This is a genomic window from Burkholderia sp. AU31652 (assembly GCF_002223155.1).
Lineage (GTDB): Bacteria > Pseudomonadota > Gammaproteobacteria > Burkholderiales > Burkholderiaceae > Burkholderia.
Genome location: NZ_NKFG01000002.1, coordinates 150,973 through 172,169 on the forward strand (window position 1 = coordinate 150,973; position 21,197 = coordinate 172,169).

Annotated in this window: 13 protein-coding genes; 10 read left to right on the forward strand and 3 right to left on the reverse strand. The window is 66.0% G+C overall.

Translation table 11 applies throughout. The annotated features are described in order from the left end of the window. Positions 1-5 precede the first annotated feature (5 nt). The 10 genes from tssE (at position 6) to CFB40_RS02220 (ending at position 15,149) form a co-directional block, all read left to right on the forward strand. The gene (gene tssE, locus CFB40_RS02175) at positions 6-491 is read left to right on the forward strand and encodes a type VI secretion system baseplate subunit TssE (RefSeq protein WP_021161818.1); all 486 of its coding nucleotides are present in this window, start codon (positions 6-8) and stop codon (positions 489-491) included. A gap of 77 nt (positions 492-568) precedes the next feature. Further along, complete coding sequence (tssF, locus tag CFB40_RS02180; protein WP_089424357.1) at positions 569-2,404, forward strand: type VI secretion system baseplate subunit TssF; 1,836 nt, start codon at positions 569-571, stop codon at positions 2,402-2,404. Then, positions 2,368-3,468, forward strand: a complete 1,101-nt coding sequence (gene tssG, locus CFB40_RS02185) for a type VI secretion system baseplate subunit TssG (RefSeq protein ID WP_089424358.1) — start codon at positions 2,368-2,370, stop codon at positions 3,466-3,468. Before tssF ends, tssG begins: the two co-directional genes overlap by 37 nt. 50 nt (positions 3,469-3,518) lie before the next feature. Further along, complete coding sequence (gene tssH / locus CFB40_RS02190; RefSeq protein ID WP_089430527.1) at positions 3,519-6,188, forward strand: type VI secretion system ATPase TssH; 2,670 nt, start codon at positions 3,519-3,521, stop codon at positions 6,186-6,188. A gap of 42 nt (positions 6,189-6,230) precedes the next feature. Beyond that, a complete protein-coding gene (gene tssA, locus CFB40_RS02195; protein WP_089430528.1) occupies positions 6,231-7,352 on the forward strand; it encodes a type VI secretion system protein TssA in 1,122 nt (373 codons plus the stop codon). Positions 7,353-7,474: 122 nt separating this feature from the next. Beyond that, positions 7,475-10,033, forward strand: a complete 2,559-nt coding sequence (locus CFB40_RS02200) for a type VI secretion system Vgr family protein (protein WP_089430529.1) — start codon at positions 7,475-7,477, stop codon at positions 10,031-10,033. After that, positions 10,033-11,082, forward strand: a complete 1,050-nt coding sequence (locus tag CFB40_RS02205; protein WP_089430530.1) for a DUF4123 domain-containing protein — start codon at positions 10,033-10,035, stop codon at positions 11,080-11,082. The genes CFB40_RS02200 and CFB40_RS02205 overlap by 1 nt, the downstream gene beginning before the upstream one ends. 16 nt (positions 11,083-11,098) lie before the next feature. Then, complete coding sequence (locus CFB40_RS02210; protein ID WP_089430565.1) at positions 11,099-11,899, forward strand: DUF3304 domain-containing protein; 801 nt, start codon at positions 11,099-11,101, stop codon at positions 11,897-11,899. A 117-nt stretch (positions 11,900-12,016) separates the two neighbouring features. Further along, positions 12,017-12,862 (forward strand): DUF3304 domain-containing protein, encoded by an 846-nt coding sequence (locus CFB40_RS02215; protein WP_089430531.1) that lies wholly within the window; start codon positions 12,017-12,019, stop codon positions 12,860-12,862. Beyond that, the gene (locus tag CFB40_RS02220) at positions 12,855-15,149 is read left to right on the forward strand and encodes a DUF2235 domain-containing protein (protein WP_089424364.1); all 2,295 of its coding nucleotides are present in this window, start codon (positions 12,855-12,857) and stop codon (positions 15,147-15,149) included. Before CFB40_RS02215 ends, CFB40_RS02220 begins: the two co-directional genes overlap by 8 nt. 104 nt (positions 15,150-15,253) lie before the next feature. Here CFB40_RS02220 and CFB40_RS02225 read toward each other — a convergent pair whose 3' ends face one another. From CFB40_RS02225 to tssM, 3 genes are read right to left on the reverse strand one after another with little or no spacing between them, the layout of a single operon-like run. Continuing rightward, positions 15,254-16,216, reverse strand: coding sequence for an OmpA family protein (locus tag CFB40_RS02225; RefSeq protein ID WP_174975227.1), 963 nt, complete (start codon positions 16,214-16,216; stop codon positions 15,254-15,256). Positions 16,217-16,220: 4 nt separating this feature from the next. Then, positions 16,221-17,210 (reverse strand): type VI secretion system-associated protein TagF, encoded by a 990-nt coding sequence (tagF, locus tag CFB40_RS02230; RefSeq protein ID WP_069246999.1) that lies wholly within the window; start codon positions 17,208-17,210, stop codon positions 16,221-16,223. Then, complete coding sequence (gene tssM / locus CFB40_RS02235) at positions 17,207-21,151, reverse strand: type VI secretion system membrane subunit TssM (protein WP_089424365.1); 3,945 nt, start codon at positions 21,149-21,151, stop codon at positions 17,207-17,209. Before tssM ends, tagF begins: the two co-directional genes overlap by 4 nt. Positions 21,152-21,197 lie beyond the last annotated feature (46 nt).

The window sequence follows — 21,197 nt, forward strand, 5'->3', positions numbered from 1 at the left end:
GGCCGATGAAACGATTCGAACCCAGTTTTCTCGACAAGCTGTTCGACGACGAACCGCACCTGCCGGCCTCGGCAGCGATGCGGCAATTGTCGCTGGACGAGCTCAAGAACACGGTCGCCCGCGACGTCGAGGCGATCCTCAACACCCGTATCGCCCACACCGAGAACGAGCTGGCCACGCTGCCGGAGTGCCAGAAGTCGGTGCTGACCTACGGGCTGAACGATTTCGCGGGGCTGAGCCTGGCGAGTCACTACGATCGCGCGTTCATCTGCAAGTCGATCCAGCAGGCCATCGCACGCCACGAGCCGCGCCTGCAGCAGGTGCAGGTGACGTTCGAGCTGAACGAGCAGGCCACCAACGCGCTTTACTTCGCGATCCAGGCGCTGCTCGTCGTGCACCCGGCCGAGGAGCCGGTGAGTTTCGACGCGATGCTGCAGCCTTCGACGCTGCAGTATTCGGTCACGCGCGCACGCGCCGCAAGAATGCAGTAAATCAAGCCGCCGAGCGGGCCGGACCGCCCGGTGGTGGATCAGGGTCCGGCAGGAAATATTGAGGTTCGGGGTCGTCGATGGAAGAATTGCTGCCGTATTACGAGCGCGAATTATCGTTTTTGCGGCGCTATTCGCGAGATTTCGCCGAACGCTATCCGAAGATCGCGGCGCGGCTCGCGCTGTCCGGCGAGCATTGCGAGGATCCGCACGTCGAGCGGATGATCGAGTCGTTCGCGCTGCTCGGCGCGCGCATCAACAAGAAGCTCGACGACGATTACCCGGAATTCACCGAAGCGCTGCTGGAAGTGCTGTATCCGCACTACCTGCGGCCGTTCCCGTCGTGCTCGATCGCGCAGTTCACGCCGGCGTCGCCCGGCCAGCAGACCGAACCGGTCGTGATCGATCGCGGCACCGAGCTGAAGAGCCGCCCGATCCGCGGCGTGCAGTGCCGGTTCCGTACCGCCTATGACGTGACGCTCGCGCCGATCCGCATCTCGGAAGCCCGCTACACGCCGGTCGCGCTCGCGCCGAGCGCGACGGTGCTGCCGTCGAACGCGACGGGCGTGATCTCGATCACGTTCGAATCGCTCGCCGCGCAGCTCGATCTCGGCGCGCTGAAGCTGCCGACGCTGCGCGCGCACCTGCACGGCGAACAGTCGTTCGTCGCCGCGCTGACCGACTGCCTGTTCGTCAACGTGCTCGGCGCGTATGTCGAGCCCGAACGCAACGGCCGCTGGACCGCGCTGCGCAAGCTGCCGATCGCGCATGCCGGCTTCGACGAGGACGACGCGCTGATCGACTACCCGGCGAAATCGCATCCCGCGTATCGCCTGCTCACCGAATACTTCGCGTTCCCCGACAAGTTCGATTTCGTCGACTTCGACATCGCGGCGATCGCGCGCGCGAGCGGCCGCTGCCAGCGCGCGACGCTGCATCTCGTGCTGCAGGACGTGCGCAGCGATTCGCATGTCGCGCGGCTGCTCGAACTGTTGACGGCGAGCCACTTCCGGCTGTTCTGCACGCCGATCGTCAACCTGTTCCGCCAGCACGGCGAACCGATCCGCATCACGCACCGCGCGGTGTCCTACCCGGTGATCGCCGAGGCGCGGCGCGCGTTCGCGTACGAGGTGTATTCGATCGATTCGGTGAAGCTCGTCAGGCAACAGGCGCACGAGGAATCGGTGATCGAGTTCCGGCCGTTCTATTCGCTGCACCACGGCGAATCGGCGCGGATCGGCCATTACTGGTTCGCGCGCCGCAACGACTGGGTCGCGCAGAAGAGCCCCGGCTACGAAACCGAGATCTCGATCGTCGACATCGATTTCGAGCCGACGTCGCCGCAGACCGACACGCTGAGCCTCGACCTCACCTGCACGAACCGCGACCTGCCGGCGATGCTCGCGTTCGGGCTCGAAGGCGGCGACCTGTTCCAGGAAGGCGGTGCGCAGACGAGCGGCATTTCACTGCTGCGCCGCCCGACGCAGAGCGTGCGCTTCGAGCGCGGCCGCGCCGCGCACTGGCGGCTCGTGTCGCATCTCGCGCTCAATCATGTGTCGCTGGTCGCGCACGGCCTCGCGCCGCTGAAGGAAATGCTGACGCTGTACGACCTGCGGCGCACCGCCGTGTCGATGCGCCAGATCGACGGCCTGGCCGGCATCGAGCAGCGCGGCGCCGTGCAGTGGCTGCCCGGCAAGCCGTTCGCGACCTTCGTGCGCGGCATCGAGATCCGCCTGACGATCGACGAGGAACACTTCGTCGGCGCGAGCCTGGCCTCGTTCGTGCGTGTGCTCGACAGCTTCTTCGGGCTGTACGTGCACCTCAACAGTTTCGTTCAACTAGTCGTCGTGTCGAAGCGCACCGGCGAGGAGATCATCCGATGCAAGCCCCGGACCGGCGAATCGATCCTGGCGTAGTCGACGCGCTGCTCGACGAACCGCACCGCTTCGAGTTCTTCCAGGCGGTGCGCGTGCTCGAAGGGCTGTTCGCGCGGCAGGCGTCGGATGCGCCCGGCGCGTGGCGGCAGGGCGACGTGGTCGCGCAGCGCATCGAATTCCGCAACACGCTGTCGCTCGGCTTTCCGCCGAGCGAGATCGAAGGCGCGCGTTCGTTCGACGACGACGGCACCCACCTCGACACGGGCGAGGCGCGCGGCGCCGCGCTCGCGGCCGGTGAGCTCGGCCACGTCGAGCTGACGCCCGCGTTCTTCGGGCTGCTCGGCGGGCAGGGCGCGCTGCCGCTGCATTACACCGAGCAGATCGTCGCGCGCGAGCACCTGAAGCGCGATCATGCGGCGCGTGCCTTCTTCGACGTGTTCTCGAACCGCGCGACCGCGCTGTTCTATGCCGCGTGGAAGAAATACCGGCTGCCGTTCCACTACGAACTCGACCGTGACGAGCGCTATCTGCCGCTGCTGCTCGCGATCGCGGGCGTGCCGAGCGACGAGGTGCGCGACAGTCTCGCGGCCGGCGTGGGCGGCGTGCTCGACGAGGCCGTGGCCGGCTATGCGCTCGCCGCGCGGCACCGGCCGATGTCGGCCGCCTACCTGCAGCGCACGCTGTCCGACTACTTCCGCGTGCCGGTGAAGATCGACCAGTTCGTCGGCAAGTGGTACGACGTGCCGCCCGACCAGCTGAGCGTGCTCGGCGAAGTCAACGCGGTGCTCGGCGCGACGGCGCTCGTCGGCGAACGCGTGTGGCAGCGCGACATGCGCGCGCGGATCGTCGTCGGCCCGCTGTCCAAGCGCGACTACGAGGCGTTCCTGCCCGGCGGCGCGCACGCCATCGCACTGGAGCGGATGCTGACGCTGCTTGCCGGCGTCACGCTCGAATACGAGGTGAAGCTCGTGCTCAAGCGCACCGAGGTCGGTGCGAGCGTGCTCGGCGCGGGCTCGCGGCTCGGCTGGGACGCGTTCCTCTGCACGCGCGACGCGGTCGAGGACCGCTCCGACGCTCGCTACGAACTGCACGTGATTCACTGATTCCGAACGACAACAAACACGCAATCGAACCTGAGACTGAGATCGACGCCATGAGCACGCCTCTGAAGACCCTGATCACGAAACTGAACCCGCTGTGCCGCCACGCGACCGAGCGTGCGGCGAGCGCGTGCCTGGCGCGCGGCCACTACGAGGTCGATCTCGAGCACCTGTTCCTCGCGTTGCTCGACGAAGCGACGGGCGACCTGCCGCTCGCCCTGCGCGCGAGCCGCGTCGATCCGCACGCGCTGCACGCCGATCTCGAGCGCGAACTGACGCGCCTGAAGACGGGCAACACGCGCACGCCGGTGTTCTCCGTGCACCTGATCGCGCTGTTCGAACAGGCCTGGCTGATCGCGTCGCTCGACTCGCAGCTCGGCCGCATCCGTTCGGGGCACCTGCTGCTGGCGCTGCTGACCGCGCCCGATCTCGCGCAATTCGCGCAGCGGATGTCGTCGCAGTTCGCGGAAATGAACGTGACGGACCTGAAGCACAAGTTCGACGAGATCATGGCCGGCTCGAGCGAAGCCGAGCCGCGTCAGGCGGACGACGAAGGCAGCGACGTCGCGCCGGCCGCCGACGGCCTGGCGCCCGCGGCCGGCCCGTCGAAGACGCCCGCGCTCGACACGTACACGACCAACCTCACGCAGCGCGCACGCGACGGCAAGATCGACCCGGTGATCGGCCGCGAAGCCGAGATCCGTCAGGCGATCGACATCCTGATGCGCCGCCGCCAGAACAACCCGATCATGACCGGCGAGGCCGGCGTCGGCAAAACGGCGGTCGTCGAGGGGCTCGCGCTGCGCATCGCGGCCGACGACGTGCCTCCGCCGCTGCGTGGCGTCGCGCTGCACGTGCTCGACATGGGGCTGCTGCAGGCCGGCGCGAGCGTGAAGGGCGAGTTCGAGAACCGCCTGAAGAGCGTGATCGACGAGGTGAAGAAGAGCGCGCATCCGATCATCCTGTTCATCGACGAGGCGCACACGATCATCGGCGCGGGCGGCCAGGCCGGCCAGAACGACGCGGCGAACCTGCTGAAGCCGGCGCTCGCGCGCGGCGAGCTGCGCACGATCGCCGCGACGACGTGGAGCGAATACAAGAAGTACTTCGAGAAGGACGCGGCGCTCGCGCGGCGCTTCCAGGTCGTGAAGGTCGAGGAGCCGAGCGAGCCGCTCGCGGCCGCGATGCTGCGCGGGATGTCCGGCCTGATGGAGAAGCACTTCAACGTGCGGATCCTCGACGACGCGATCACCGAGGCCGTGCGCCTGTCGCATCGCTACATCAGCGGCCGCCAGCTGCCGGACAAGGCGATCAGCGTGCTCGACACCGCGTGCGCGAAGGTCGCGCTCGCGCACAGCGCGACGCCGGCGGCGATCGACGACACGAAGAAGCGCATCGAGCGCATCGACGCGGAGATCGCGTCGCTGGAGCGCGAGGCAGCGGGAGGCGCATCGCACGACGAGCGGCTCGGCGAGCTGCGCGGCACGCGCGATACGGCGCTCGAGCAACTGGCGAAGGACGAAGCGCGCTATGAAGCCGAGCGCGTGATCGTCGCCGAGATCACCGAACTGCGTGAAGCGCTCGACAAGGCACGCGGCCCGTCGGAAGACGGCCAGCCGGTCGACGTGCAGGCCACCCGCGACAAGCTCGCCGAACGCGTCGCGGCGCTGCACGCGCTGCAGGGCGGCGAGCCGATGGTGCCGCTGCAGGTCGACGGCCACGTGGTGGCCGAGATCGTCGCCGCGTGGACGGGCATTCCGCTCGGCCGGATGGTGAAGGACGAGATCGACACCGTGATGAACCTGCAGCCGCTGCTCGCCGCGCGCGTGATCGGCCAGGATCACGCGCTGGAAGCGATCGCGCAGCGCGTGCGCACCGCCACCGCGAGCCTCGAGGATCCGAACAAGCCGCGCGGCGTGTTCATGTTCGTCGGGCCGTCGGGCGTCGGCAAGACCGAGACGGCGCTCGCGCTGGCCGACATCCTGTACGGCGGCGAGCGCAAGATGGTCACGATCAACATGAGCGAGTACCAGGAAGCGCACAGCGTGTCGGGCCTGAAGGGCTCGCCGCCGGGCTACGTCGGCTACGGCGAAGGCGGCGTGCTGACCGAGGCCGTGCGCCGCAATCCGTATTCCGTCGTGCTGCTCGACGAGGTCGAGAAGGCGCACCCGGACGTGCTCGAGATGTTCTTCCAGGTGTTCGACAAGGGCGCGATGGACGATGCGGAAGGGCGCGAGATCGACTTCCGCAACACGCTGATCATCCTGACGTCGAACGTCGGTTCATCCGCGGTGATGCAGGCGTGCCTGAACAAGCCGGCCGAGGAGCTGCCCGATCCGGACGCGCTCGCCGAGACGCTGCGCCCGCAGCTGTACAAGACCTTCAAGCCCGCGTTCCTCGGGCGGATGAAGGTCGTGCCGTACTACCCGATTTCCGACGACGTGCTGGCCGAGATCATCGAGCTGAAGCTCGAGCGGATCCGCCGCCGGATCGAGGCGAACCACAAGGCCGCGTTCGAATGGGACGAGTCGCTCGTCGAGGCGGTGCTCGCGCGCTGCACCGAGGTCGATTCGGGCGCCCGCAACGTCGACCACATCCTGAACGGCACGCTGCTGCCGGAGATCGCGGGCCACGTGCTCGGCCGGATCGCCGACGGCGAGGCCATCGCGCGCATCGCGGTGCGCGCGGACGAGGCCGGCGAATTCACGTACACCGTCGAATGAGCGCGGCCGAGCAACGCAAGCATTTGATGAACTGACCGAACCATGCCGATCAATCTCCCCGAGCTGCTGACGCCGATCAGCGATGCGTCGCCCAGCGGCGACGACCTGCTGTTTTCGAACGAATTCGACGCGATCCAGGATGCGCGGCGCTACGACGATCCGACGCTCGACCAGGGCGAGTGGGTGACCGAGATCAAGGAGGCCGACTGGGGCTTCGTGGTCGACCATGCGGGCGAGCTGCTGCGCACGCGCACGAAGGACCTGCGGCTCGCCGTGTGGCTGACCGAGGCGCTCGCGCTCGAGGACGGCATCACCGGTCTCACCGAAGGCTATGCGCTGCTCGAGGGCCTGTGCCGCGACTTCTGGGACACCGTGCATCCGTTGCCGGAAGACGACGACACCGAGCACCGGCTCGGCAACGTCGCGTGGCTGTCCGGCCGCACGGCCGAGCTGCTGCGCGCGGTGCCGATGACGGACGGCGCGTCGAACGCGTTCAGCACGCTCGACTGGGAAGTGGCGCAGCACGTCGCGCAGGCCATCAAGCGCGACCCCGAACACGCGGACGACATCGCACGCGGCAAGCCGTCGATCGAGCAGATCGATTCGTCGCGGCGCGTGACGTCGATCGCGTTCTACACCGCGTTGCTCGCGAACCTGAAGGCGTTCGAGTTCGCGCTCGATGCGTTCGAGGAGCGCCTCGTCGAGCGCGCGGGCGATTCGGCGCCGAGCTTCCGGCAGGCGCGCGACGCGTTCGAGACCGTGTACCGGCTCGCCGAGCGCTTTGCGCGCGAGCAGGGCTATACGGGCAGCGCGCCGCACACGCAGGCGGCGCAGCAGGCGCAGCCCGAGCGTATCGAGCCGGTGTTCGGCAACCCGATCCAGACGGAGGAGACTCACGTGCAGCCGCAGCCCGTTCCGCGCGCCCCGGTGACGCAGATGATCGCCGGCATCCAGAACCGTGCGCAGGCCGTCGACCAGTTGCGCGCGGTCGCCCGCTATTTCCGCCAGACCGAGCCGCACAGCCCGGTCGCGTATCTCGCCGACAAGGCCGCCGAATGGGCCGACATGCCGCTGCACAAGTGGCTCGAGAGCGTCGTGAAGGACGACGGCTCGCTGTCGCATATTCGCGAGTTGCTGGGCGTGCGGCCGGACGAGCAGGCGTGAGCGACGATGCCGCGGCGACGCGCGTGACGCGTGCCCGGACGCCGTCGTGTGGTGAGGGAAGGGCTCTTTCCTGAGAGCGCGGGCCCCGGCGGGTCCGCGGCAAACAAGAAGGTGAGTGACGCATGAACGCGACAGAACTGGCGCAGGCGATTCGCGGCGGCCTGATTCAGCAGGACCGCCTGCTGAAAACGGACATCCCGTCGTTGCCGGACCATGCGCTCGTACCGCGCCGGGCCATGACCCGTTCCGAACTGGGGCGCGATTTCAGCGTGACGCTCGATCTGGTGTCCACCGCGAGCGACGTCGAACTCAAGACGCTGATCGCACAGCCGATCACGCTATGGATCCAGCAGGCGGACCGGTCGTATCGCCCGATCAACGGCTATGTCCATACGGCGCGCCGGCTCGGCGCGGACGGCAGCCTGTCGAGCTACCAGCTCACCTTCGCGTCGTGGATGCACTTCCTCAAGTTCCGCAGCGACATGCGGTATTGGCAGGATCAGAGCGTCGACGCGATCCTCGCCGATGTGTTCGACGCGCATCCCCAGGCCAAGGGCCGGTATCAGTTCGCGCTGTCGAAGCCGCTGCCGTCGCGCTCGTACTGCCGCCAGAGCGAAACCGACTGGAACTTCGTGCATCGCCTGATGGAGGACGAAGGGCTGTTCGGCTTCTGGCGGCATGCCGACGACGGCAAGACCCATACGCTCGTCATTACCGACGATCTGCATGCGGTCGACGAGCTGGCGCCGAAGGCCGTCGGCTTCGATCGCTCGGGAAGCGGCGCGGAAACGACCGGTTTTACGCAATGGGCTGCGTCGAGGACTCTGCAGAGCACGCTGCACACGACGCGCACGTTCGACTACAAGTCACCGTCGTCCGCGGGCAATCCGAACGGCACGACGCTGCCGACCAAGGCCGGCCAGGGCGACCTGCCGGATCAGGCGGAAATCTACGAATACACGGGCGCCTACACGTATCCGGGCCAGGACCGCGGCGAACATCTGTCGAAGATCCGCCTGGAGGAATGGGAGTCGCGCGCGAAGCGTTTCTTCGGCGTGGGCGGCGTGCGCGGGATCGATGCGGGCCGGCGCTTCGCGCTGGTCGATCATCCGGAGCACGACCGCGATCCGGAGCGCGATCGTGAGTTCGCGGCGATCGGTGTGACACGCTACATCGAGAACAACTTGCCGCTGTCGGATCACGAGGCGCACTTCCCGCACAGCCTGCAGGACCGCCTCGCGCAGGCCAAAGCCGGGCACGGTGCGGCGGCTGCGTTCGAAGTCGGGCACGAAGACGGCTCGGCCGGGTTCTATCTCGTCGAGGTCGAAGCGCAACGCGCGGCGGTGCCGTATCGCAGCCCGTTCGAACACAAGAAGCCCGTGATGCAGCTCGAGACGGCCGTCGTCGTCGGGCCGAAGGGCGAAGAGGTGTATACGGACGAGCTGAATCGCATCAAGGTCATGTTCGTCTGGGACCGGCAGAACGAGGGCACCGAAACCGCATCGTGCTGGATGCGTGTCGTGCAGTCGGATACCGGCGGCGGCTATGGGGCCGTCCATATTCCGCGGGTCGGCGAGGAAGTGCTGATCGGCTATATCGGCGGAGACTGCGACCGGCCGATCGTGATGCATCGCGTCTACAACGGGGCAACCAGGCCGCAGTGGCATAGCGACGGCATCCTGTCGGGCTTCCGGTCGAAGGAGTACGCGGGGTCGGGGCACAACGAGATGGTGCTCGACGACGCGACCGGCCAGAACCGTGCACGCCTGTTCAGCAGCAGCGCGAATTCGCTGTTGCATCTCGGCTACCTGATCGAGCAGAACGGCAACACGCGGGGCGCGTATCTCGGCTCGGGGTTCGACTTGCGCACGGATGCATACGGCGCCGTGCGCGCCGGGCAGGGGCTGTACGTCACGACGCATCCGAAGCAGGCGAGCAGCCAGCCGCTCGACGTGCGCGAGGCGCAACAGCAGCTCGTCGATGCCGAGGGGCTGATCGAATCGTTGTCGCAGGTCAGCGAAGCGCATCAGGCCGAAAGCCTCGGCAACGGTCAAGACGCGCTGAAGACGTTCACCGACGCGACGCAGGAGAGCTTGGCGGGCGCGTCGTCGGGCGGCCGGACCAGCGGCGGCGGGACGGGGAACGCGAATGCGTTCAAGGAGCCGGTGATGCTGTTCGCGAGCCCGGCGGGGATCGGGATGGCGTCGCAGCAGTCGGTGCACGTCGCGAGCGACCGGCAGACCAATATCGTCAGCGGTCAAAGCACCTTCATCACGAGCGGCAAGTCGCTGATCGCCGGCATCCGCGACCGCATCAGCTTGTTCGCGCAGAATGCCGGAATGAAGCTGTTCGCCGCGAAGGGCAACGTCGAGGTCCAGGCGCACGCGGACAACATCGAGCTTACCGCGCAGAAGACCGTGAAGCTGGTGGCGGCGACCGAGGCCGTCGATGTGGCCGCGAAGCAGGAGGTCCTGCTGACTTCGGGCGGCGCCTATATCCGGATCAAGGGCGGCAACATCGAGATTCACGCGCCGGGGAAGATCGATTTCAAGGGCGCGCAGCACCAGTTCAGCGGGCCGACGAGCATGCCGTATCCGCTGCCCGCGATGCCGGGCGGCACGTGCAAGCAATGCGTGCTGAACGCGCATAGCGGGCGCGAATCGATGGTCGAGGCGGATTGATGGACGAGGTCAACGACACGGGCGACGTAGTCGATCGGGACGACGCCGTCGAGCCAGGCGAAGCCGTCGACACCGTGCCGAATCCGCGCGAGCCGGCGTGGCCGGCGTTCCTGGAAACACTAAAAGCTTCGCTGGCGCATGCGGACGACGACGGCAGGGCGATGCGGCTTTATGTGCTCGTCGATACGCGCGGCTATCAGGAGCTGGATGTACAACTCGCGACGGTGCGCGGCCTGCGCTATGCGTCGCTCTGGATCGATACCGGGCTCGATGCCTATACGGATATCGCGCCGTACCTGATCGCGTTCGAGCGCGACGCGCTCGACGACGAGCATGGCGAGCATCATCGGCTGCTGCGCAAGCTGTGGCTCGATGCAGTCGATCTGCATGCGGTGACATGGCTGTGGTCGACGTGGACGTTCGATGCGCTCGACGCGCATCTGCGCCGGTATGTGCAGTACAAGCTGACCAATGGTCGTTCGTACTACCTGTTCTTCTTCGACAACCACGTATTCGAACGTCTGCGGCAGGTGTGGAGCGATGCGCAGACGCGGCAGTTCGTTGCGCCGTTCACCGAGATCCGGTATCGCGATCGTCGGCTCGACGAGGTCGTGTGGCGCAACGATGCGCCGGCGATCGAAGGCGCGGCGCCGGCAGGCGATGCGCCGGGCCTGAGCGAGCAGCAGCACGCTCGGTTGATCGAGCTCGGGTATCCGGACAAGCTCGTGCTGAAGTTTCGCGAGACGATGGGGGCGGTGGTCGATCACTTGTCGGATGCGCAACTGTATGACGAGGTCGTCGAGCAACTCGATCGCGCTGCCGCGCACGGGATTGCCGATGAAGCGGAATTGCAGTGCTACGTGATGACCGGCGTGCTGGTCTCGCCGCGGTTCGACGAGTATCCGGCGGTACAGGCGTGCCTCGAGGCCGTGGCGCAAGGCGAGACGACGCTCAACGATGCGCTGGCGACGATCGACGACGCGACGTGGGATGCGATTCGCGATGCGCATGAGCGGGAATCGCGGGAGACGCTTCGTGGCGTGGCATAGGGTCTCCGTGCTGGGGATGTGCATGCTTGCGGCGACGATGTGCGCTTGCGGGAAATCGGAGCCGGTGTATAGCGGGATTTCGGTGATGGGCCGGAATTATCTGCCGTACAACCTGAGTGGATTCACGATCGCCGACGCATTTGGCAATACGGCGAGTGGTGGAGGCGATGACCCGCCGGGTGCCGGCGGCGGCAGCGTGAAGTGTTGCTACAAGCTCAAGGGCACGGAATTTGTCGTCAAGTGGAATTACTACGATGTCGACCAGTGGCACAAGGGCGACAAGCAGATGTTGCATGGTGAGACGAAGGTATCGATGCCCCAGTCTCAGGTGCCCGACAACGTGGGGTCACGAATTCTTGAAGTGCATTTCTTTCCGGACCGGCATGTCGAATTTCAGTTTCCCGGCCAGTTAGTTGATGACGCACGTCTGCCGATCGTCGCCGTCGTGAAGTGGATGAAGCAGTACCAGACGCAACTCGATAGACGATACGACGAGCGCGAAGATCAGCAGTTTCGCCGTATCGCTCGTATTGTCGCGTCGGCATGGTTGAAATACGGTCTGACGGATCGTGACGATTTGGAGCAGTACACCTACTTCAGTTTGCTCATGAACAGTCGATTCGATACCCATCCGGAGGCTCAGCGCATATTGAAGAGCACGGCGAGCCAGCCAGGTGCATTTGCGAAGTGGGCGCTGTCGCTTCCAGATCACGTGCGTTTCGAAGTGACGAGCGGGAAATTCGTCGCCGTAGCCGCGCCGTCGATAGCTGACGGTTTGCTGCCGTCAGCGCGTGTCGACGAGGCCCAGCATGGTTGATTGTGCGGAGAGCGGTCGTGCAACGAGGGAAGGGCGGTTTGCGCGACAGGCGGAACGATTCCGATGTACTGATACGTCGGTAACGCATGCAGGACAATCTTCGGAAGGAAAACCTCAGTGAATAGATCAACGAGACTTTCGAGTCTGGCGAGCCGTGTCCTGGCAGGGTGTCTGCTCGTGACGGCCGTGGCGGCGTGCAGCAAGTCGGAGCCGACGTATAGCGGTGTTTCGGTTATCGCTCACAACTACCTTCCGTACAACCTGGACGGATTTACGATCACCGATGCCCACGGAAACAAGGCCGGCGGCGGCAATAGCCTGCCGGGTGGCGGAGGCGGGGTGACGTGTTGCTACAAGCTCCAGGGAACCGAGTTCACGGTCAAATGGAATTATGTCGACGTCGACCAGTGGCACAAAGGGAACGAGGAAACGCTTCACGCCGAGGCAAAGGCGACGCTACCGCCGTCGCAGGTTCCGGAGAAGGTCGGCGATCGAATTCTCGAGGTTCACTTCTATCCGGATCGTCACGTCGAACTTCAGTTTCCTGGCGTGCTGATGGACGAATCGCGCATTCCGACGATCGATGTGGCGCGCTGGATGGCGAGCCGGTATCAGGTGCGGCTGAGCAAACGGTACGACGAGCGTGAAGACCAGCAGTTTCGTCGTATTGCGCGGGTCGTCGCGATGGCTTGGCTCAAATATCGCCTGACCGATCTGGACGATCTGAAGCAATACGCCTACTACGCTCTGCTCGTGAACAATCGCTTCGACGCGCATCCAGAGATCCAGCGCCTGTTGCAGGCGGATGCCGGCAAGCCGGGTGCCTTTGCGAAGTCGATGCAATCGTTGCCCAAAAATACCCTGTCCGAATTGACGAGCGACACGTTCGCGTCGGTCACGGTGCCGTCCATTCCCGACGGGCTGGTTCCACCGCCGCGCGTAGAGGAGAAAAAGCATGGCTGAGAAAGTCAAACTCGATCCGGATGACGCAACGCCGACATCTGTCTACGCGCAAATCGCGAGGCAGAACGAGACGATGTATCCGAAGGGCGATTGCATGCCGTGCGGGGCGACGATTCGGATGGGCTTTTTCTTCGATGCGTTCGGACGGCATCGCGACCTCGACGATCAATCGAGTTCGCAGTATTCCAATATCGCCCGGCTTTGGGAGGCGCATCGCGACATCGAGGATCCGAGGCGACCCGCGAATCAGTTCTGGCTCCGCTTCTACTATTCGGGATTGGGCACGCCGCTGAACGAATCGGCCAAGGCCAGCGAATGGATCAATGCGGGCGTGGCCGCTGCCAAGATGGCGGGCAAGAAGGCCCTGAGCGGAGCGGAGTCGGTTGCCAAATCATTCACGCGCGTCAATACGCCACTCAAACAGATCAGTGCGAAAAAGCGTGTCGACGACGTCAAGAAGCAACTCATCGACGGGTTTCTCGAGGGGGATTTTTCGCTTCGACCCATCGACAAGGCATTTCAGGATCTTCGCAAGGACATCGAGCACATCCCCGCTCAGGCGCGGCGTGTGATGAACGTGTTGAACGCATCGCAGGAGCGTTATTGGGAACGAACCAAGGCGACAGGTACGCTGTTGTGGCGCAACGCGAAGAACGATTTCAAGAACAACGTCAAAGGCGCTCCGATGAAGGCGGGCTGGGCGGTTGCGCGCAGTCTTTTTGTCGGCATAGCGATGGAAAACGTGCCGATCGTGCGTGACAATGCCGTCATGGCCAAGGCGTTTGGAACGGGTGTCGATACCCGGTTGATCGCCGCGAAGGACCAGTTCAAAGCCGCGTACGAGGCCGTGAAGAAGCAGATGCCGAAAGTTCGAGCCATCGAGGTGTCGGTGTTCGGGGCGGACCGCGGGTGCGTGCTTGCACGCGCGTTCATCAACGATCTGGCGGAGAAATACAAGCGCAGGGACGATACGGATCTCGCGATTGAAGGCGTGCCTATCCAGATCAAGTTCGTCGGATTGCTCGATGCCGTTTCGTCCGTCATGTCGGAGGAAGCCGGCGAGCTGATCGGAATGGTGCCTTACCTGGGTATGCTCAAGACCAGCTTCAAGGATCGTCCTCTCGCGATACCGGCCAGCGTGCAACGTTGTGTCCATTTCGCCGCGGCGCATGAGATGCGTTTCTATCAGCGTCTCGATAGTCTCGAGAAAACCCGCGGCGAACAGTTTCTCTATCCGGGCACGAGTTGTGATGTCGTCGGTGGCGCGCCGAGCGGATCGCTGGGGCTCAATGCCGAGCTGATGAGAGTTCCGCTGCAGGACATGTTGCTGGAAGCGGTCAAGGCGGGCGCCGTTATGGACACCATGGAGGATTTGTACCTGTACAACGCGCCGGTGTTCAAGCGCTTCAAGCTCTCGGATCCGATCAAGTACGGCGGTAAGGACTATCGAATCAGGGCGCTGGTAAACGCCTACCGGACTCTCGTCCCCCGCAAACCCGGCGCCGACTTCATGGAGCATTCGAAAGTCTTCATGCGCTGGATCTCGGCCCGCTATATGGACCCCGAATTCCGTCGCACGATCGCTGACCCCGTCGCCGACTGGAAGCGCAACATGAGCGACGCCGACCTGCAGCGCAAGACCGCGAAGTCGCAACTCGACTGGGAACTGCAGCGACAAGGCATCAACATGAGCATGCTGGCCAGCCGCAGCCCGGATGATCAGGCGAAGCTTCGGGGAATGAAGGCGGCGAGCGACGCGGCGCAAAAACGCTATGAGAAGTTGATCGCGGAGGCGCCGAATGACTATTCGACGGTGTGGGAGCGTCTCGAAAAGGAAGCGGCAAAGAAGCTGCGCAGCGCGTCGTACCAGGACGGCTGGAAGCAATCCGCGGAGCACATCCGAAATCTGCCGGAAACGTGGGATTCTGATAACAAGGTCAGCGCGGCTACGGTCGAGGCCGCTATGCTGCCCGAAGCTGAAATGGAGCTCGTGTCAGCCTGGAAGGAGGGCATCGAAGGCAAGCATCCGCTGCCACCCGACGTGATGGCACTGTTCGACATGCTCGTCCACGACACATTGCTGACGAGCTGGCAGGACCATGTGCTGGCGCCGTCACTGTACTTCCGGACACGCGACAAGGATACGTTCGGGTCGAGTGATCTCGACAAGGAAGCGAAACAGCGCAAGAAGGACGACCTCGCCGCCGCCCGTATCGACCAGGCCGCCAAGCAGAGCCAGGAATGGGCGAAAAGGTACAAGGGCGGTGCGACGCCTCCCGTTCATTGACGGCGGTAGCCGCCCATGAAAAACGGGCGGCGACAATTCCCGTCGCCGCCCGCATCGGATGATCGCCCGCCGGCTCGCGATGGAGCCGGCCGCCCTCCGCAAACTTACTGCCCCACCCGGAACTCGATCCGCCGATTCCGTGCCCGCCCATCCGCCGTATCGTTCGGCGCGATCGGCTGATCCGGCCCGACACCCGTCGTCGTCATCTGCTGCGGCGGAATGCTCTTCGTGATCAGGTAGCCCTTCACCGAATCCGCGCGCGCCTGGCTCAGCGCGATGTTCGACGTGCGGTTCCCCGAGTTGTCGGTGTGGCCGATGATGTCGACCGTGCGGTTCTGCATCTTCGCGAGTGCGGCCGCCATCTGGTCGAGGATCAGCTTGCCCTGCGGCGTGAGCGTCGCGCTGCCCGTCTCGAACTCGATCGTCCGGTTCGCGAGCGTCTGGTCGAGCACGCCCTGTTCGGACGCCGACACGCGCAGCCCGTTCTTGATCGTATACGTCGGGTTCAGCGTGTTCGCCATGTCGCTCGCGAGTTGCTGGCGTTGTGCCTCGTTGTGCACCTCGCCCTTCATCTCGATCTGCGTGCCGTTGATTTTCAGCTGCCCCTTGCTGATCTGCTTGAGCTGCGTGCCGAGCAGCTTCTGCACGTTCGCGCTCCAGTTCGGCGGCGTCGCGACGTCGCCCACCTCGATCTGGTCGACGACGTTCGTTGCACCGTAGGTATCGCGCAGCTTCTGCAGCACGGCGGCCTTGGTCGCCTCGTCGGGCACCTTGCCGCCGACGACCACCTGGCCGGGCGTCGCGGTCGCGGGCGGCGGCGTGAGGGTGTTCGCGGTGCCGGCCGTGCCGTGCACGACGGCGCCGGAAGCCGTCCCCGGCGCGGCGCCGGGGTTCGCGGACAGCGCGGTGGTCGCGACCGTGCCGTTGCCGACCGGCGTGACGGTCGCGCCGGTGTTCTGCGCGAAGGCCGCGCCGCCGGCGAAGAGCCCGGCAGCGAGGAGGGCGGCGACGGCGGGCGAGCGCGCGGCCGAAAAGCGTGCGCGCCGGGCTTGAATCGTGCGATGCATCCCGTCAGCCTCCGATGAACGCTTCGCGGAACGCGTCGATGGCGACACGCAGCGAGAGTTGCGGTTGGTCGAGGTAGCTGACGAGCTTGCTGATCTGGTGATCGTTTTGCGCATGGGCGTCGATCCACTCGGGATCGTCGATGTCGATGTTGTGGGCGGCGTAGGTCTGCGGGTCGACGACGCTCAGCAGCGTCTTCGCCGACGCGCCGTTGAAGCCGATGATGAGCCGTTCGCGCTCGGCGATCGTGCCGATGAAGATCGCGAGCTCGAAGTCGGCCTGCGCGACGAACGGCGCGATCAGTTCGAGCCAGAACGCGGCGACGAGGCTGCGGTAGAACGGATCGACCGGCAGCGGCAGCGTGAGGCCGCGCTCGATGTGCGACGAGCCGCTCTGCATCACCGGCCGCAGCAGCGAGCCGAGCGCGAGCATCGCGCCGCGCAGCCGCACCGGATGACCGCTTTCCAGCAGCATTTCCTGGAGGCCGTGCAGCGTCTGGTGCTCGACGAAATCGTTGAAGGTGCCGTCATGCGACGTGCCGGGGCCGCCGATGTCGATCGGCACCTGCGTGTCGCCGAGCGCCTGCAGCGCGCCGGGCGGCTCGTCCTTGCCGAGCAGCGGCGGGATCTGCGTGGCGACGCGCGACCACAGCCGCGCGAACGCGAGCGGGCTGCGCGCGAGGAACGCGAGCGGCCGGTCGACCTCGAGCGCGGTCGCACCGAGGAACGGGAAGCGGCGCATCGACACGTCGTGGCTCGCGACCATGTGGCCCGCGATCGCGAGCTTGCTGCGCGAGCCGAGGAACGCGAAATGCATCGGCTTCGCATCCTCGTAGACGAGCTTCCAGCGCGGATCTTCCGCGAGCAGTTCGAGCGCCTGCGCGATCCAGCGGTCGAGCGTCTGCAGCAACTGCGGGTTGTGCGGGCTCTTCACGAAGTCGCCGCGCGACGGAATCTTGCCGAAGTAGGCGATCTGCGCCTGTACGGTTTGCGTCATTGCGCCCCCTGGGCATGCGTTGCGTTGGCGGCCGCGACGGCCGGCGCTGCGGCCGGCGTGCCCGTGCCGGCGGTCTGGGTTGCGTTCTGCGCGGCGCCCGCGCTCGCGTCGGCGACCGACGACGGCAGCTGCAGGCCGCGCAGGCTCTGCTGCTGCGGCTGGTCACCGCCGCCGCCGGACGGTTGCGACGTGCTGATGATGCGCATCGTCACCGACACGTTCACGCTGCCCTGCGCCCACGTCAGGTCAAAGGTGCCGTCCGGGCGGCGCTTGCGTTGCGCCGAGTTGATCAGCTTCTCGAGACCGTAGCGGCCCGGCTCGTTGACGAGCTGCACCGTGCGGCCGTCGAAGGTCGTCGCGGACAGCGTCGCGCCCGGCGAGCCCTGCGGGTTCGGCCACACGAAGTTGGTCCACTGCGGCGGCGTGTTGCGGTAGCGCAGCTGCTGGCCGTCGATCGCGATCGTGTATTCCGTCGTGCCCGTGCTCGGCTGCGGCAGGATCTGGAACACGGTCTGCGGCTCGGACGACGCGGCGGCGCTGCCTGCCGCACCGCCGGCGAGCGGCGCGACCCAGCGTGCGAAGCCGTTCGTGAAGTCCGGCGTGAGGCCGATGCCCATGTCGCCCCACGTGCGGGCGGCGAGGGTGTCGCCGCGGCGTACCGCGAGCGGCCCGAGCGTCGTGCCGACGAACTTCGCGATCGAGCCGTCCGGACCGAACACCTGCGCGATTTCACCGGCGCCGGCCTCGACCTTCGCGCTCGCCGCGAACGGGTACTTCGTCGCGAGCGAGTTCTGGAACGGCTGGTAGACCTGCGCGTTCCACACCTTGTTGACTTCGGCGCTGGCCGGCTGGATCACGACCGCGAACGCCTGCATCAGCGGCCGCACCAGCAGCGGACGCAGCGACTTGCGTTGCGAATCGGTGAGGCCCGTCAGCATCTGCTCGTCGACGAGCTTCAGCGAATCGGCGAGTTCCGACCCGTTGCCGTCGAGCGTCTGCTGCATCAGCTGGCGTGCGCCCGGGCCCGGGTCGCCCTGGTTCTTGATCACGTTGAAGCGCGTGCGGACCTTCGACAGCGATTCCATGTAGCCCTTGAGCATCGACGTGCCGTCATGCAACGCGACGATCCGCGCGAGCCCGATGAACTCCTGGCCGATCGGACCCATCGGCACCTCGGCCGGATTGCCGTTGATGTCGATGTTGGCGGCCGCCACCTGGCCGGCCGGCGAGCGCGAGAACAGTTGCTTGACCCAGTTCACGACGCCCGTCTGCGCCTTCTTGATCGTCACGTTCGCGAGCGACGGGTTGTCCCACGAGGTCTGGTCGTACGCGGTCTCGAGGATCTTGCGGATCGGCGAATCCTGCGGGTCGCCGAGGCGGTTCATCCCGTCGACGGCCTGGCCGAAGCTGCTGAAGCCCTGCACCGCGATGCCCTGCATGAACTTCTGCCAGTGCTGCGCGTACTCGGTCTTGTACATGCCGACCAGCGTCTTCTGGATCTGCTCGGGGCTGCCCTCGAGCGTCAGGTCGTCCTGCGTCGACGTGTTCAGCACCCAGTCCTTCGCCTGCAGTTCCTTGGTCGCCGCGTCGCGGATCGCCGGCTGCACGTAGTCGAACCACGCTTCGCGCGTGAACGTGCCCGGAATCGCGTAGCTGCCGGCCACGAGCCCCTGGTTACCGTCGCCGACGATGCGCGCGATGGTCATCGGCGCGAAGCGGGTCGACGCGCGTGCCTTGATTTCCTCATAGACGCGCTGGCGGGCCGGCATCCCGCGCACGACGTGGCGCAGGTTCTCGCGGGTCTGGTCGACGAGCGCGAGGTTCGCGTCGATCATTGGCCAGTCGTTGTCGTTCACGCGGGCGAGGTAGAACGAGATCATGCGCTCCGCGCTCTTGATCATCTCGTCGCGCGGCATGTTGCCGCGATTCGTCTCGAGCCAGCCGCGCCAGAAGCGGGCGAGCTGGTCGGTCAGGTGCGCCTGCTCGACGTGGCGCTTGTCGGACAGCATCAGGTACGTCTTGAGCGCGTTGTACGCATCCTGCACGTTGGTCGGCGACGCGTCGCTGTAGAGGCCGCCCTGCGGTGCGGCCGGCTGCTGCGCTGCGGCCGGCGCGGCGCCGGACGCGGCCAGTGCGGCACCGGCCTGCGGCGCGGCGCCCGCCGCGTTCGTCGAGACCGGCATCGTGCCGCCCTGCACGGCGCCCGATTCGGGCGGGCGCGTCATCGGCACGAGCTGTTCGGGGTGCGCGTTCACGTCCTTCATGAACGACGCGAGGTTCTGCGACACCGGGGCCAGCAGGATCTGGCGCACGCCGTTGTAGTACTCGGTCAGCAGGTGCTGCTCGAGACGGTCGCCCTGGTACAGGCCGAGCGACACCGAAATCGGCTTGTCGCGGCGGAACTGCTCGAGCTGCTCGATCCGGTCCTCGAGGATGTCCATCGCCTGCAGGCGCGACTGCAGGTCGTTGCGGCCCTGCTGCAGGCGCGTGACGTTGTCGAGGTCGGCCTGCACGTTCGCGACGAGCTGCTGGTTGCCGATCGTCGACCAGGTCCAGCCGCCGAGCGCGAGCGCGAGCGCCGCGACGAAGCCGAAGAAGGTCGCGTAGCGCAGCCGCGTCTTGGTCGGGCTCGCGAACTGCCGCACCGTCTGGCGGTCCGCGAAGATCACCTTCGAGAACAGGTCGCGCAGGAAGAAGCCGTTCTTCGAGAACGCGCTGTGCGGCTTCGGCAGCGCGGCGCCGTCGAGGCCGAAGCGATGCGCGATGCGCTGCGCGGCCGCGCTGTTGGTTTCGCCTTCCTGCAGCGCGCTGGTGAAGTAGAAGCCGCGGAAGATCGGCTTGTACTGGAACGGGTTGTTCTCGAACAGCGTCGCGAGGAACGCGCGCAGCGACGGCTTGATCGTCGAGAATTCGAGCGGGAAGCTCAACTGGCCCGGCGACAGCTGGTTGCCGCGCGACAGCGACAGCTGCGCGACGCTGATCTCCTTCAGCCCTTCGTAGAGTTCCTCGAAGTGCGTGTCGAACTGCGCGACGACGTCTCGCTTGTCGTCGGGTTCGTAGGGCAGGGTGGCGCCCCACACGCGGTCGTACTCGTGCTTGTCGCTGCTGCTGAAGAATTCGGTGAAGCCGGTGATCAGGTCGGCCTTCGTGAACATCACGTAGACCGGCGCGAACACTTCGAGCTTCTCCGTCAGCTCCTGAACGCGCTGGCGGAGGTTTTTCGCGAGGTTGATCGCGAATTCGGGGCGGTTGCCGGTGAGTTCGGCGATGCTCGCGGTGACGATGATGCCGTTGATCGGCGCCTTCGGGCGGTAGCGCTTGAGCAGGCCGAGGAAGCCGAGCCACTCGCTGCGGTCTTCTTCGTGCACCGAATAGCGGCCGGCCGTATCGAGCAGGATCCCCTCGGTCGTGAAGAACCAGTCGCAGTTACGCGTACCGCCGATGCCGTGGATCACGGCGCTGTTCTTGTCCGCGAACGGGAACTGCAGGCCGGAATTGAGCACGGCGCTGCTCTTGCCCGCGGCCGGGTTGCCGATCACGATGTACCACGGCAGTTCGTACAGCGCGGAGCCGCCCGACACCTGGCCGATCTTCGACGTCTTGATCGTCTTCACCGCATCCGACAGGCGCGTGCGCAGCACGTCGAGGTCGGCCGTCTTCGCGTCGGGGGCGAGCGCGGCGGCGGCGGGCGCGGCGATCTTGCCGGTTTCCGCCTGCTCTTCCAGCACCTGGCCGAGCTGCTGGTTCGCGCGCTTCACGCGCCAGCGGCGCCACAGCGCGACGACGAGCCACAGCGCGAGGATCGCCGCGAAGGCGATCGCCGCCCACAGGAGCGGCAGCTGCAGCATGTCGGCGACGATGAAGAGGATGGCCGCTAGCGCGACGATCCCGACGATCGAGAGCGTACGCGGATGAGTCAGCACGTTGAGGATGCGTTGCATAGGACGTTCAGGTTCCGGTGCGATTCGATGAGGCGACGCAGGCGCG

What these genes read in the sequence shown, in the direction of transcription:
- tssE (WP_021161818.1), top strand. Translation starts at nt 6, where the DNA reads ATGAAACGATTCGAACCCAGTTTTCTCGACAAGCTGTTCGACGACGAA.
- tssF (WP_089424357.1), top strand. Translation starts at nt 569, where the DNA reads ATGGAAGAATTGCTGCCGTATTACGAGCGCGAATTATCGTTTTTGCGG.
- tssG (WP_089424358.1), top strand. Translation starts at nt 2,368, where the DNA reads ATGCAAGCCCCGGACCGGCGAATCGATCCTGGCGTAGTCGACGCGCTG.
- tssH (WP_089430527.1), top strand. Translation starts at nt 3,519, where the DNA reads ATGAGCACGCCTCTGAAGACCCTGATCACGAAACTGAACCCGCTGTGC.
- tssA (WP_089430528.1), top strand. Translation starts at nt 6,231, where the DNA reads ATGCCGATCAATCTCCCCGAGCTGCTGACGCCGATCAGCGATGCGTCG.
- CFB40_RS02200 (WP_089430529.1), top strand. Translation starts at nt 7,475, where the DNA reads ATGAACGCGACAGAACTGGCGCAGGCGATTCGCGGCGGCCTGATTCAG.
- CFB40_RS02205 (WP_089430530.1), top strand. Translation starts at nt 10,033, where the DNA reads ATGGACGAGGTCAACGACACGGGCGACGTAGTCGATCGGGACGACGCC.
- CFB40_RS02210 (WP_089430565.1), top strand. Translation starts at nt 11,099, where the DNA reads ATGTGCATGCTTGCGGCGACGATGTGCGCTTGCGGGAAATCGGAGCCG.
- CFB40_RS02220 (WP_089424364.1), top strand. Translation starts at nt 12,855, where the DNA reads ATGGCTGAGAAAGTCAAACTCGATCCGGATGACGCAACGCCGACATCT.
- CFB40_RS02225 (WP_174975227.1), bottom strand. Translation starts at nt 16,216, where the DNA reads ATGCATCGCACGATTCAAGCCCGGCGCGCACGCTTTTCGGCCGCGCGC.
- tagF (WP_069246999.1), bottom strand. Translation starts at nt 17,210, where the DNA reads ATGACGCAAACCGTACAGGCGCAGATCGCCTACTTCGGCAAGATTCCG.
- tssM (WP_089424365.1), bottom strand. Translation starts at nt 21,151, where the DNA reads ATGCAACGCATCCTCAACGTGCTGACTCATCCGCGTACGCTCTCGATC.